Consider the following 13,799-nt stretch of genomic DNA (forward strand, 5'->3'; position numbering starts at 1 on the left):
TCACCCCTCTAATGCCCGAAGCCGCGGAAAGCGGCGCCAGCCGCCCCGTGGCACGAAGCCAACCCCGACGCCTCAAACCATAAGCCTTCACATTCCGGTTTAAAAACACGTAACAAGAGCAAGAAACGGGTTTTTTCGATGCTATCAAAAGCCAATACTGCATTGCCATGGAGTAAAAAACCAAGAAACACCCTGACCACTCCAGATAAAAAACTTAAAAAAGCCAACCATCACTTAGCGGCTTGAGGCTAAGAGAAAATCTTGAAAAGGGACATAAAATGAGAGCAATAGACTATATACGACTGCTGTCGCTAGCCGCTATCTGGGGAGCAAGCTTCCTTTTTATGAGAATCGCCTCACCGGCGATAGGCCCAATCAACACAGCATTTTTTAGAGTCTTTTTTGGCCTCATTGGTTTGGCTTTTATCATCGTTATCATACGTAAAAGCCTGGCGTTCAGAGGCAAACTAGGCAAAATTTTGATTTTGGGTGCTATAAATTCAGGCATCCCATTTCTTATGTACAGCATAGCAGCAACACTACTACCTACTGGCTATTCAGCGATTCTAAATGCGACAACGCCTTTAACAGGTGCCATGATTGGCTTTTTTATCTTTAGCGAGAGTTTAACTATAAAAAAATGGCTGGGCGTAACGCTAGGAATTGTTGGCATCACTGTTATCACCACTGTGGGTGACTCAAGTATCGTTGGCAACATCTATATTGGCGTGGCTGCCTGCATGATAGCCACTATTGGTTACGGCTTTGCTGGCTTTCTTACCCGCAAGTGGATAACCCAACAGGGTGGCCTGGATTCAACGCTGGTTGCGTTTGGCAGTCAAATAGGCGCTACCGCTTTTCTCAGCCCTTTTTTGCTTTGGAATATTTCATCTGGCCCCAGTATCGACTGGCTTCAAGGTGATGTGTGGATCAGCCTGTTCGCAGTCGGCTTTTTATGCACCTCCCTCGCTTATATCCTTTATTTTAGATTGATTGCCGACATTGGGCCGTTACGGTCGCTCACCGTTACATTCTTGGTGCCACCCTTCGCTGTGTTATGGGGCTTTTTAATCCTTGATGAAACGATTTCCAGCGGATTCTTACTTGGCTCTTTGATCGTTTTACTTTCCGTTTGGCTAATCGTGAGTCCCGATCCTCAAAAAAACAGCCTAACGAGCTAGCTTGTTTCACTGCTTTCGCATTCACAACGGTGTGCAAAGGCAATATACAGTGAGACATCAGAAGTGATTGAGCAAAGCCACATCGCCAGAACATACCGCCAACGCGCTACCCGCGTTATACTGGCATTTTAGCCATAGCGGAGGAAGACCATGCTTCGGCGTCACTTTTTACGGATTTCGGGTGTACTACTTGCCAGTGCATGGCTTGCTGGTTGCGCAAGCCCCCAATACTTACAGCTCAGCCCTGAACGCAGTACCCAGGTGCCGCAAGTTGGCTCAGGCCAGCAGGTAACTGTGATTGCCCAGGATGGACGCGAGAGCGACATTATTGGCAATCGAGCAGGTGGTGGTATGTCGACGGCGCACATTACCGTGAGCAGCCACGAGTTAATTCCCCGTCTCCAAGAAGAAGCTGAGCGCGCGGTACGCGATATGGGCTTTAGCCCCACCACCGAGCAGGCCGAAGGCCGCCCGAGCTTAACCCTGGAACTTGCCAGCCTGCACTACGCCCGTGGCGACAGCGGCCAGCCACTGGTAGATGAAGCACGTCTTGAAGGCGTTTTCCGCGCTATTGCTAAAAACAAGGGCACTACCTATACGGGCACCTACACCTCGCGCCGTACCCAGGGCTACGCCCTTAAGCCCGATGCCGACAGCAACGCACGGATGCTTAGCGACCTACTTAGCGATGGCATGAACCGCGCCTTTAGCGATCCAGAACTGGCCAATTTACTCGCACGCTAAGATTACCCTTTATAGAAACACCTCTGACTCGGGCTGCGCCTCTTTACTCCTAGAGCCGCGGCCCGCGTCGTTCAAGTGCCCATACGCTTTCCGTTCGGCCACGCTCATCGGGGCTGCCCTGTTCCAGAAACGTCAGTATGAAGTTGGGGGTGAACAGGCTTTCGATTTCGCTGTTGGGCACGCTATAAGGCGGCCCAGCACTGCCCTCAGGATGCGACAAACTAATCAGCAACCCCTTGGCACCAGGCGGCACCAACTGAGCAAGGTGAAACGCATAGCGCTGCCTTGTTGCAGGTGGCAACGCTATCAGCGAGGCGCGATCATAAAACGCCCCGATCTCGGCGGCTTGCTGGATATGCAGGTGAAAAAAGTCCCCGCACCATAGCTCCACGCTGCCTTGGCGGGAAATCGTAAAATCTGCCTGACGGTAGCGGGATACCGATGTGCTGCGCTGAGCCAAAAACTGCTCAATGGCTTCCGGGGCAAACTCAATTCCCAGAACGGGATAACCCTCGTCTGCCAACCAGCGCATATCAAGGCTTTTACCGCACAGCGGCACCAATACCTTGGTGCCTTTAGCAACGCCGAGCGACGCCCAATGACGCAGCAACGCCGGGTGTGCCTGCTGCAGGTGAAAGCCTATACGCCCTTCTTGCCAGCGCTTGCGCCATTGATCGCTCATTATTTGGCCACCGTGAAGTCGATTGCACTATCGAAGAGGAGGCTTATCGCACCGTTAAAACCAGCGGTCACGCTTTTTACGCCGCCGCGGTAGGTGCGGCACAATCAGGCCCACCAACAAACCTGCGCCAGCCACACCGCCGCCATACATGAAGTAACGCATCAGCAGGTCTTCTTCCTGGGTTTCCAGCCGCGCTTGGAGCGCCCTAACTTGCCGGCGGGACTGCTCCGCTTGCGCATCCAGCTCTTGGTTGCTGGCCTCAAGCTCGGCAATGCGACTCTCACGCAACTCTAGAGTCTCAGTCATTGAGGCCGTACGCTGTTCCCAGGTTTCATTGATACCCTCAAGCTCGGCGGTAAGTTCCTCTACCTGGGCTTCTAACGCAGGTAGCTGTTCAACCGCACTGGGTGTTTCTTGAAGCTCATTGCTCAACACCCAGACCGCATTGCCATCACTGTTGCGCACTCGGGTGTAGTCACCGCTGGTTTCCAGCACCTCTACCTGCTCGCCTGCGTTGAGCGTGCCAATAATGCGGTAACCATCAGTTGGGCCGCTGCGCACATAGGTGCTCAGTTCATCGGTCACCCAGGCTTGGTTAGCAGATTGGGCAGTGGCATTGAGGCTGGTAACACTGAGTAAAATGCCAGCCGCAGCGGCGTAATTTCGATAACGAGTTCTATTTACTAGCATGACATCATGTCCTGATTAAAAACGCTGCAAGGCGGACGAAGCCAACAGCGCTTATCGCCTAACTTAGCGGTGCGCTTGTCTCATACGCTTACCCTTCTCCGCGCGGGGGCAACGGAAAGGGACGGGGGAACTCCGCTACCCGAGTATCGGTTTTGACCGCTTTCAATGGTCCTTCGCGCTCTACTTCATCAATACGCACAATCGCATTTAACGGTAGGTAGCTACGCTTGACGCCATCGAAGGTTCGTTGCAATTTTTCAGTTGCAGGGTCAACCACTACCCGTGAAGCATCGTCAAAGACAAACTCCTCGACTTCAATAAAGCCCCAGAGTTCGCTTTGAAAGATTTCTCGGACGTATAAATCCCAAATTTCACCCTGCTGGTGGACCACCACACGGTAGATCGGCTTGGCCGCCATCTTGGCCTAATCCTCTTGCCATTCGTACATTAAAAGTTGAACCGCCTAGCTTACCATATTCCCATCGCCGCGCCTTTAGGCTTAACCCTTAGCAAGCTTAGCGTTAATACGACGGACAAAGCGCTCATTAGCCGGGCATGCGCCTCTCATGTATGGTAGCTAGCGTGGTTTAGCAATAATATTTTTTCACCAAGTAGGAGTCATCAACATGCAGAAGGATCCAAATAAGGGCTATATCGCTCTGTTAGGCTGGAGCCTCAATGCGATTGAAGCGGCCGAAAATTTTGACCGTCGCTACATTGTCGTTGCACCTGATTGGGCGGAAGAGTATTGCCAAAAACACGACATTCCCTACGTGCCTTGGAATTTCGAGCGACTCAATGACCGCTCGATGGAAATTGCCGAGACGCTTAAAGAGAAAGGCGTCGATGTCGCCATTCCGCTCTACGAAGAGACCGTTGAATGGGCCGGGGCCATCAACTCTGTGCTACTGGATAACCCGCGCCTTTACGGTCAGTCGTTGCTGCTACGCGATAAAGCGTTGATGAAGCGTCGCGCCCAACTCGGCGGCATCCGTGTGGGTATTTTTGAAGAAGCCCACGATAAAGAAGATGTCGTGCGCTTCCTAAAGCGCGTTAACCAGACACTGCTTAAGCTGGACGGCGACCCCAACGACCCGATTCACCTTAAAGCGTTTGATAAAGCAGGCTGTCTTGGTCATCGCGTTATTCGTACCCCAGATGAAGTCGATACCATCCCGGAAGAAGAGTTCCCGGTACTGATGGAATCGCACCTGGATGGCTGGGAATTTGCCGTTGAAGCATGGGTTCACGATGGCAAAATCGCTTTCTTGAACATCTCAGAGTACGTGACGCTGGGTTACTCAGTGTTTGTGCCCGCATCGCCTGAACTTGAGATTTACCGCGAGCAGATCACCCAACAGATCGAGAAGTTAATTAAAGCGTTCGACATTGAGTTTGGCTTGATCCATCCGGAATACTTTGTCACCAGCGATGGTGAGATGTACTTTGGCGAAGTAGCTTACCGTCCGCCCGGCTTCAAGGTATTCGAGCTGCTAGAGCGTGTTTACGGCTTCAATGCTTACCAGGCTTCCATGCTGGTGTTCGACCCGAAAACCACGAAAGAAGAAGTGGCCACGTTCTTTCCGAAAGAAGTGGTCGATGCCGATGGCTTTGCCGGTTGCTTTGGCGTTTACCCCCGCCGTCGTGTGGTCAGCCGCTTGGAAATTCCCGAAGAGACCGAAGATCACCCCTACTTCGAGTCTCATGAGCTAACCTCACCAGTAGAAGAAACCGTTACTAAACGCACCGCGTTTGGTACCCATTGGGGTCTGGTCTACTTCAAAGGCGAGGATGCGCATACGATTCGCGATCTGCTAAAACGCCAAGAAGACCTCGACTTCTATGTATAATCCCCGCTAACGCTGGGATAAGGAGTCACCGTGGAGACAGATCAAGTGACGTCTTCTCAAGAAGATAGCAAGCTCAATGGATTGTTGAGCAAATTTGATGACGCCGTTCGCCTGCTTACCCAGGCGCCCGCCTTCTCAAAACCCGCCAAGCTGCCGCGTGTGATGGACACTGCGCGTCGAGTACTGCTTCAGGACGGCGGTTGTGCAGCACTGGAGACCCGCGCGCAAGCGTTTGAGGACTCCGGTGTATTTTTGGGCTCCGATTGGGAAACACCCCAATATTTGGTGCCGACTCTGACAACCTTCTCGCTGAAAAGCGCGGATGCCAATGTTGTCGTCATTGAGGCGCTAAGCGAGCTTCGGCTCCTAGCTGTGGCTAAAGGCAATTTTGAGCATCCACTGGTGTCCGCAGAGCATGCTCACCATTACCTGACTCAGGTAATGGCGATCAATTTGTGGCTACTGTTTTTACCGCCCAGCGAAGCGGAGCGGGAAACCCAGGGGCGCCTGGCCACTATTCCCCGCCAGCTTTTCCAGCATTTAGCCGAGCGCATCGGCTACGAGCACATTGTTGATCGCCTGATCGATGAGATTTGGCGCATTTTAAAACAGCGCCCTATTCAGGTTGATTCGATCAAACAGATGATCACCCAAATTGCGCTGTGTCAGGCCAACCCGGAAATTGATCTTGGCGCCAGCGGCCAGGGCGCCGACCGCCTGGTGAGTTCGCTTTATGGCCCAACTCAAGCCTGTCGTGAAGACCCTGGGGTCGACGTTTACCGTGATCGGTTAGAACGTATGGATCAGGCTGCTTTGCAGGCTGAATCCACCGGTTTCGCCCGGGCGATGCACGACACCGGCCTGGTATCGCCATATCACGCCGTATTACTGCGTCATCTACTCGAAGAGGGGGATCACTTACTCTCCGAAGCACTGGGCCTTTCATCTACCGGCCGCGACTGCCTGCTCTGCTACCGCGAGCTTGTTCAAGCGCTAATTCGTGGCGGCGTTTACCCTGCTACCGCTCAAGCGGTTTACGGCCTGGCGCTGATGCTTGAACGCGGCATTCTCTATCAGCCGCCGGTAGCACCGGCAATGTGGCGTCAGCTTAATCTACCGCTATCAGAGTGGGCACAGTCGCGACTCTCCATGGCCTATGGCGACACTGTTTCTCCCCGGGCACGCTTGATAGAGGGCGTACTCTGCATGCTGGGATTACCGCTAGGCGTTGGTCAGGGCAACAACCCTACCTGCCAGTCGGCACGGGCACTCTCCATGTGGGCCTATAACGACCCAGATTACCTGCTGCAGATGGTGGCCTGGGCTGCCCGGGATGACGAAATCATTATGCATTTTGAAGGACAAGCCATTTCATCAATGGCGAGTCTCTCAGGTGTGGCGACCCAGTTACCCATCGATCTCGACCCGGTTTCGCTGATTGTCGTGCCGCACTTGGATCGAATTTATGCCGAAATGGGCCGGCGCTGCATTGGCCGTGAAGGTGACCCTCACCGCTGGGTGAACCCTGAATTTCACGGCTGGTGGTCTGGCCGCGGCTTTCGCATCAATGTCGACGTTGCCACCGGTCAACTAAGCGATGTGGACGACTTTATACGCCACTTCTTCGCTTACTATCACCCTTATTACAATGGCAACCAGCCGCTGATTCACCCTCAGCCAGCGGGCATTGCGGTCACCGATAGCGCGGCGCGTTTTATCGGCTGGCACGCGATTACTATTTTGCGGGCCTCTCTCGACCCCTCTGATGTTATGCGGGTTTACTTCTATAATCCCAACAATGATAGCGGGCAGGATTGGGGCGATGGCGTCATTGTGAGTACATCGGGCAATGGTGAACGTTTTGGCGAAGCCTCGCTGCCTTTTGAGCGCTTTGCATCGCGGCTGTATATTTACCACTATGATCCCCTGGAGCGCGTTGACATCGCCGACGTCACCAGCGAAGAGGTGGAAAATGTCAGACACTTCCTGCATCGGAGCTGGGGAGCCTCGCGCCTTCCACCTACCGAGCTACAGGCGGATCAAGGCTCCAACTCAACCCTCCCCCATTCACCGCTACCCGAAACGCCTCGCGACGAAGGGTAACAAGTACGCTTAGCGACACTTTCAATCACTATGATGCGACTCGATCAATTGTTGGTCATCCAGGGGCTGGCCAACTCGCGTACCCGCGCCCAAAGGCTTATTCGGCACGGGCGGATACGGCTTGCCGAGAACGGTAAGCCGTTAACCAAAGCATCCGAAAAATGGCCCGACGATACCCGGTTTGAAGTAGAGGACGATCCCGAAGAGCGCTATGTGTCCCGAGCAGGGTTGAAATTAGAGGCGGTGCTCACAGCGCTTGAGCTGCGTTTTGATGACGCTGTTGTGCTCGACATTGGTCAATCAACCGGCGGCTTCAGCGACTGTGCGCTGCACTTTGGCGCCCACCATGTGATTGGTGTAGAGGTTGGCCACGGACAGCTTGCACCTGAGTTGCGCAACGACCCACGCGTCACCTGTCTAGAGGGGATAAATGCGCGCTCGATGAGTAGTAGCGAAGCCCTCAATAGCGCGCTTGCTGCTTTCCCCATTGATAGCGCCATCATGGATGTGTCGTTTATATCGCAAACGCTGATTCTGCCCGAGATTGCTGCCCTGCTGCCAGCGGGCGGTCAGTTGATTTCGCTGGTGAAACCGCAGTTTGAGCTAAGCCCTGGCGCCCTGGATAAACGTGGCGTGGTACGCGACGCTAAACGCTTTGCAGAAGTGGAGGTCAACATTCGTCGCAGTTGCGACGCCTGCGGACTTACCATTCAACATTGGCAGGAGAGCCCGATCACCGGTGGCGACGGCAACCGAGAATTTCTCCTGCATGCAGTAAAAGAGCCTTAAAAAAGAGAGCTTAAAGTGCATTACGTAGACGCAGGGGGCAACTGATTCGCCGACTGCACTTTAACCTCCTCGCCTTGCTCAGGGTGTAGCCACACATCCATCTGCTCAAACGCCACGCGTATACCCGCTTCGCGAAACAGCGCATCTATACGGCAGTTGATTTCATCGGCAGCAAACAGCCGGTCGAGCAGATCATTGACGAAAATACGCAGTTCAAAATTGAGGCTGTGCTGTCCATAGCTTAAACAGAAAACCTGAGGTTCTGGGTCGGTTAGCACGCGGGGGTTTTCGTCCGCCACCTTACGTAATAGCTGGTGCACCTTGGCCATATCGGAGCCGTGGGCCACACCGTAGGTGAGCACAACACGGGTGATATTATCCGACAATGACCAGTTGATCAGTTGGTCAGTCACAAAGGTTTTATTGGGGATAATAATCTCTTTACGGTCGAAATCGGTGACAGTGGTCGCACGGATACGGATACGGCTGACGGTGCCGTGCAAATTTCCCAGGGTAATCGTATCGCCAATCCTAATCGGGCGCTCAAACAGGATGATCAAGCCCGATATAAAGTTGGCAAAAATTTCCTGCAAGCCAAACCCCAACCCCACACTCAAGGCGGCCACCAGCCACTGCAGCTTGTCCCAGGAAACGCCCAGGGTCGACAGCCCCATGACAACCCCCGTACCCACAATGGTGTAGGAGAGCAGCGAGCTAATGGCATAGGCGCTGCCCTGTTTCAATGACAGCCGGGATAGCACCATCACTTCTAACAGGCCGGGTAGATTGCCTGCCATGATAAAGGTAATAGCGACAATCAGCAGTGCAGCAAAGACGTCGGATATCGATAGAGCGTTATCGACCAGATCCCCTTCTTGCGCCTCCCACAATGACACATTGTCCAAATAGCCGAGCACCGAGAGCAAGTCTGACCAGACCAAATAAAGCAGCGCACTGAAGCCGATCAAGACAATCAACTTGGAAAGCCGCAGCGACTGGCTATTGATCTGCTCCATATCCAGCGGCGGCTCTTCCACGACTTCGAGACCACCTTCCGCCCCTTCCTGCACCTGAGCACGACGGCGCGCCAGAGCACGGCGATAGGCAAGCCGCCTTGCAGCCACCGCAAGGCTTCTTACCAAGGTCGCCTCCACCACAACCCATAACCCCAGCAAGTAAAGCGTGATCGCGAATCGCCCCACTAGGTGCAACGCGGTGTATTCGTAGCCCCAGACTACCAATCCCAACAGCATCAGCGGCACCGAGGCCATCGCAAGCCCCAACAGCAAGCGAAACAGGCGCACGCCAAAAATAGGGATATGCGCCAGTATCAACTGCGCCAGCCACCAGCTCATCGCCAACAACCCAAGCGACAGCAACCCCAACGCAACGGGACGCAGTGCCAGCGGGGTTTCCATCTCTCCAGACATCGCCGCAATGGCTATGACAGGCACCAAGGAAATGCCTAACCCACCTAACAGCTGGCGTAACCGAGCGTTGTAGTGCGCAGACCAGGTAAAGTGGCGCTCGGCCACGCCATCGGCGACCAATAGCCTGCGGCCCCAGGCGACCACCGCCCAACTTAACGCCAACTGAAGCAGCGCAGGGGCAACGCTATTAGCCAATGGCCCAGTTGCCCCCAAGAGCCCAACCCCAACCCCCGCCAAGGCCAGCGGGCCGGAGAGCGCTAGCAGCGCATTCAGCAGCACCGCTTTGGGGGTATGCAGCTGGGTATCGCTTTTTAACCGACCAATCTGCGAGTGCAGTTTGTCCAATCGGGCTTTAATCTGGCGTCGTGACCCGATTAATACTAGGCTTAATACCATCAGGGGCGCCCCTCTGAGCACCTCCCAAGAGAGCCCTTTCCAGCGAGTGGGTAAAATGGCTCGCCACTCCCCTTCCTGCCACTCCAGCTGGAGGTTGCGGGGCAATTGACGCAGCCAATTGATATCCAAAGGGCGACTATTAGCAACCCAAAACAGCTGCTCATCAATGGTTTTACGCAGCTCACTGGTCGTTGTGACCAGCTGCTGCTGGTTGAGCTGAAGCTCAATCGCCGCACTTAATAAGCTGCCGTAAGACTGTTCCAACTGCTCGACCAGCTCACGGCGGGATTGATAAAGCTGCGAAAGGGAATCGATCAGTCCCGGCGTCGCCTCTATGCCCTCCTCGGACAGCCGCGTAGCAGCATACTGTTCGCTTTGGCGTAGCTGATCGCGCTGGCGGACTAAATCAAACTGCTTTAAGCGCAGGTCGGCAATTTCGTCCTGCAAATCCCGGGGCGCAGACAACGGAGGCAGCGACTTGCGCTGTTCGCGCAGAATTCGCGACAGCAGTTGACTGCCGCGAATAGCCTCGATTTGCTCATTAAGGCTACGCTGTAGCTGACGCACGTTCTCCAACTGCCGCTGGGCTTCAATATTGTCACGCACAACAGTGTTAGCACGGTCGGTTGCCCGTAGCAGCTCCAGGCTTAGGGTCTGGTTGGTTTGCTGCGCTTGCACCACCACCGGATGTCCCGCGGCGATCAGCGGGTTATCCCTGGCAGCGTCGGCAATGGCTTGTTCAGAGGCCAACCGACGCTGCCGATCAATCACCCCTTGTAACATCGTTAGCTGCTGCTCTTGATAATCGACCTGCAGCATCAGCACATCGCGCCGCTCCTGAGCTAATTCGCGCAGGCGGCTGTTAGCGCTTAGCTCGCGCTGATAAAAGCTTACTTCGCGTTCGGCCAGCGCCCGTTCAAGGCGTAATTGGATCAGTTGCGCATCGCTAAGGGCAGAAAGTTGACGATCCGCCAGCAAAGCCTCGCGCTCATCGTGCTGTCGGCGTAAACTTTCCGCGCGCTGAAGGGTTTCCGCAATGGATTGCTGGGCCCGCTCAGGGAGTGTTTGAGCGGCTAACAGTTGCGAGTTCACTTCCGCCAATTGGCTTTGCAACTGCTGCAGCTCGACCACGGCGTTAGTTTGCAACGTTTCCAGCTCGTCGAGGGGGCGGTCGCTCAAGTCGGCAACCGTTAGCTGCTGCGAAGCTTCTTCCGCTTCGCTCAACTCGCGCTGCAGGCGTGCTAACATTTCAGGGGCTTGTTCTACCCGGGTATCTAGCGCGGCAAGACGCTCGTCAACAGAAGCCAGCCGCTCATAAGCTTCGAGGGCCGCTTCCAGGGCCTCTTTATCGTTGGCCTGCTGGGCGGTCAAGGGTTCTTCAAGGGCTTCTAACTGAGCAAGCCTTGATGCCAATTCAGCCTGCTCGGGCACCCGCTCCAGCATATTGGTCTGAAGCGCAGCGTAGGCTGGATTAATAGCGACACTGCTCATGACAAGCAGCAGCAACAAACAGGTTATACTCCACTTACAGGCGCATCTCACCACGTTACGTATCAACACGTTACTTAGAGCCTCGCTGACATCAAATGCTCCGCAGAGACGGAGAATGAGGTTATTGTCAGGCGTTCTGATGGTCAGCGCAATCAGAGGTGTTGACTTCCACAGGCGGCGTGATAGAAACAAGCTTGGCGTTTACTTATTCCTTCATTTTGCGAGTCACCTTGATGGTCACCCGAAAATTGCCGTTGACGAAACTTATTGTTCTGCTGAGCCTTGCTACGTTTAGTGTGAATGCCGTTGCCGAGTCTCAGCAAGAGATTGAGGCGCGTATCCGTGCCCTCAATGCTGAACTGTATGATCTGCATCAACAGTTGCAGCAGATAGAAAACCCCGAAGACGCCGCGCTAGACATACCGTTTGAACAGTTGCCTGAAGAGGCTGCAAGGGAAGATTTAAGCGATCGCCGTGAACTTGAGCAGGAATCAACCCGGAATCCGTTTTCAATCACCACCCACCGCACCAACTATCTGTTCCCTGTTAGTTACAATGCTAACCAAAATCGTGAAAGTTTCCGCACGGTGGCTAACGGCACCCCCGCAGATCGCGTGGAGTTAAAATTCCAGTTCAGTGCCAAGGTTAATCTGGCTGAACAGGTATTCGGTAACTACGGCGACGTCTACTTTGGCTACACCCAGCGCAGTTGGTGGCAGGCTTATAATACCGACGCCTCATCACCCTTTAGGGAAACCAACTACGAGCCGGAAGTGTTTATCGACTTTGACAATGCCTGGGAAGCGCTTGGCTGGGTGAATACCCGCAACCGAGTATCTCTCAATCACCAGTCTAATGGTCGCTCAGATCCTCTCTCGCGCAGTTGGAACCGGGTATACCTTGAAAGCACCTTCCAGCGCGGCGACTGGGCGTTCACCCTGGCACCCCACTGGCGGGTACCGGAATCCTCAGAGGATGACGACAACCCGGATATCGAACGCTACATGGGATACGGCGATATTCGCCTCGCCAAGCGTCTCAATAATAACCATGAAGTGAGCGGTCAGTTACGCGGCAATCCCAGCGCTGGCAATATCGGCACCCAGATTGATTACAGCTGGCCCGCTTTCAACAGCTTGCGAGCGCATGTACAGTACTACTACGGATATGGTGAAAGCATGATCGATTATGATCATCGCGTGCACCGCTTGAGCCTTGGGTTTAGTTTAAATCCCTTATTTAGTGCGACAGGGCTGAACCGATAGACGCATTTGCTTGTCTGTTACTAGCTGACTGCTATGCTTGTAGTCAGCAGCAAAAATACAGTAACTAATAGTTAGTAGCCCAATCATTCACTCGTCAAAGGAAGACTCCATGGCTAAACGTCAACCCACCTACTCTACTCAAGCCGATCAACTCAAAGATGATCTGCGCCACTTGAGTGAAACCGTTGAAGAGCTGGTCAATGCGACCGCTAAAGATGCCAGCGGAGAGATGAACGATCTACGTACTCGCGCCGAACGTCGTTTGAAAGACACTCGTGCACGTCTTGAAGCGCGTGGCGAGCGTATTTATGACGAAACCCGCGACTCGCTGACTCATCAGGCCGATGCGTGTGATCGCTACGTCCATGAAAACCCCTGGACAAGTATTGGCATTGGTGCCGCAGTAGGTATGGTTGTGGGTATGCTGCTCGGTCGTCGCTAATGGCTTTGGGCCCCACCCAACGCGTCTTCTCTGCCGCCAAACGCTTGCTGAAATCGCTGATTGCGAATAGCGAAACCCGCCTGCGTTTGGCGGTGTTTGAGTTAGAAGAGGAGCGTGCTCGCTTACTGGTTCTACTTCTTCTGGCAGGAGCTAGCTTACTGCTGCTCTTGTTGGGTATTGCCACTTTGACGGCACTGGTAGTGGTTATATTCTGGGATACCTATCGCTTAACCGCCATTGCCATCAGTGCAGGTGTGCTGATCGGCGCCAGTTTGCTACTCGCGGTTATTGCGATTCGCCAGTCCAAGCAACACTCTCTGTTAAAAGAAACACTCAGACAGCTTGCTGCTGATCGAGCACTGCTTGAGGAGCCAAGTGATGAAACCATCCGCAGACACCGCTAAGCCACCAACCAAACCGCTCAGCCGCGCTGAACGCAAAGCGCTTTTGTTAGCCGAGCTAGAGCAGCAGCGCGTGGATATTTTGGTCGATAGCGAATTTTTACAGCAAGCCGCCTCACCACTGGATAGAAACTGGCAAAGCTTCAAGCTGCCGCTTTACGCCATTGGCGGCTTTGCTGCATTCAAGCTGATGCGCCACCCAGGTGGAGCAATGGCGGCAGGCAGAAAAGTCCTTGCGGGCTATATGCTACTCAAAAAACTTAAATTATTAGCCAAAGTGGCTAGTTAATTTGGACGGCTGTGCGGCTCGCTGACTGTACCTTAGAAGCCAGCGA

General features: G+C 53.9%; 13 protein-coding genes. 9 read left to right on the forward strand and 4 right to left on the reverse strand.

Going from position 1 to position 13,799, the window contains the following annotated elements; all coding sequences use genetic code 11:
* Window positions 1–278 precede the first annotated feature (278 nt).
* The gene (locus LMS44_RS14595; protein WP_161463657.1) at window positions 279–1,181 is read left to right on the forward strand and encodes a DMT family transporter; all 903 of its coding nucleotides are present in this window, start codon (window positions 279–281) and stop codon (window positions 1,179–1,181) included.
* 150 nt (window positions 1,182–1,331) lie between these two features.
* On the forward strand, window positions 1,332–1,925 hold the full coding sequence (locus LMS44_RS14600) for a YajG family lipoprotein (protein WP_027958420.1): 594 nt from the start codon (window positions 1,332–1,334) through the stop codon (window positions 1,923–1,925).
* Between the two features lie 49 nt (window positions 1,926–1,974).
* Here the strand turns inward: LMS44_RS14600 and LMS44_RS14605 are convergent, their stop codons facing one another.
* The 3 genes from LMS44_RS14605 to LMS44_RS14615 all read right to left on the reverse strand — a co-directional run bounded on the left by LMS44_RS14605 (window position 1,975) and on the right by LMS44_RS14615 (window position 3,715).
* Complete coding sequence (locus LMS44_RS14605; RefSeq protein WP_009287977.1) at window positions 1,975–2,607, reverse strand: class I SAM-dependent methyltransferase; 633 nt, start codon at window positions 2,605–2,607, stop codon at window positions 1,975–1,977.
* Window positions 2,608–2,661: 54 nt separating this feature from the next.
* Window positions 2,662–3,297: a TIGR04211 family SH3 domain-containing protein gene (locus LMS44_RS14610; RefSeq protein ID WP_009287976.1), complete on the reverse strand. Its 636-nt coding sequence runs from the start codon at window positions 3,295–3,297 to the stop codon at window positions 2,662–2,664.
* Between the two features lie 88 nt (window positions 3,298–3,385).
* On the reverse strand, window positions 3,386–3,715 hold the full coding sequence (locus tag LMS44_RS14615) for a DUF1820 family protein (RefSeq protein ID WP_022522794.1): 330 nt from the start codon (window positions 3,713–3,715) through the stop codon (window positions 3,386–3,388).
* Window positions 3,716–3,923: 208 nt separating this feature from the next.
* On the opposite strand from LMS44_RS14615, the gene LMS44_RS14620 reads away from it, so the two are divergent.
* The 3 genes from LMS44_RS14620 to LMS44_RS14630 are packed head-to-tail and all read left to right on the forward strand — an operon-like array spanning window position 3,924 to window position 8,039.
* A complete protein-coding gene (locus LMS44_RS14620) occupies window positions 3,924–5,147 on the forward strand; it encodes an ATP-grasp domain-containing protein (protein WP_009287975.1) in 1,224 nt (407 codons plus the stop codon).
* 30 nt (window positions 5,148–5,177) lie between these two features.
* Window positions 5,178–7,250 carry a hypothetical protein gene (locus LMS44_RS14625; RefSeq protein WP_009287974.1) on the forward strand — a complete coding sequence of 691 codons (2,073 nt, stop codon included), beginning with the start codon at window positions 5,178–5,180 and terminating at the stop codon, window positions 7,248–7,250.
* A 30-nt stretch (window positions 7,251–7,280) separates the two neighbouring features.
* Complete coding sequence (locus LMS44_RS14630; RefSeq protein ID WP_161463658.1) at window positions 7,281–8,039, forward strand: TlyA family RNA methyltransferase; 759 nt, start codon at window positions 7,281–7,283, stop codon at window positions 8,037–8,039.
* A 20-nt stretch (window positions 8,040–8,059) separates the two neighbouring features.
* Here the strand turns inward: LMS44_RS14630 and mscK are convergent, their stop codons facing one another.
* Window positions 8,060–11,374: a mechanosensitive channel MscK gene (gene mscK / locus LMS44_RS14635; RefSeq protein ID WP_457548025.1), complete on the reverse strand. Its 3,315-nt coding sequence runs from the start codon at window positions 11,372–11,374 to the stop codon at window positions 8,060–8,062.
* A 215-nt stretch (window positions 11,375–11,589) separates the two neighbouring features.
* Here mscK and LMS44_RS14640 point away from each other — a divergent pair, with 215 nt between their 5' ends.
* From LMS44_RS14640 to LMS44_RS14655, 4 genes are all read left to right on the forward strand, one after another.
* Window positions 11,590–12,621 (forward strand): phospholipase A, encoded by a 1,032-nt coding sequence (locus LMS44_RS14640; protein ID WP_022522790.1) that lies wholly within the window; start codon window positions 11,590–11,592, stop codon window positions 12,619–12,621.
* A gap of 109 nt (window positions 12,622–12,730) precedes the next feature.
* Window positions 12,731–13,063, forward strand: a complete 333-nt coding sequence (locus LMS44_RS14645) for an ElaB/YgaM/YqjD family protein (protein ID WP_022522789.1) — start codon at window positions 12,731–12,733, stop codon at window positions 13,061–13,063.
* A complete protein-coding gene (locus LMS44_RS14650) occupies window positions 13,063–13,467 on the forward strand; it encodes a phage holin family protein (RefSeq protein ID WP_161463659.1) in 405 nt (134 codons plus the stop codon). Before LMS44_RS14645 ends, LMS44_RS14650 begins: the two co-directional genes overlap by 1 nt.
* Window positions 13,442–13,753, forward strand: coding sequence for a YqjK-like family protein (locus tag LMS44_RS14655; protein ID WP_022522787.1), 312 nt, complete (start codon window positions 13,442–13,444; stop codon window positions 13,751–13,753). Before LMS44_RS14650 ends, LMS44_RS14655 begins: the two co-directional genes overlap by 26 nt.
* The last annotated feature ends 46 nt before the right edge of the window (window positions 13,754–13,799 follow it).

It is taken from the genome of Halomonas profundus, from assembly GCF_020865425.1.
In the GTDB taxonomy this organism is placed as follows: domain Bacteria; phylum Pseudomonadota; class Gammaproteobacteria; order Pseudomonadales; family Halomonadaceae; genus Vreelandella; species Vreelandella titanicae.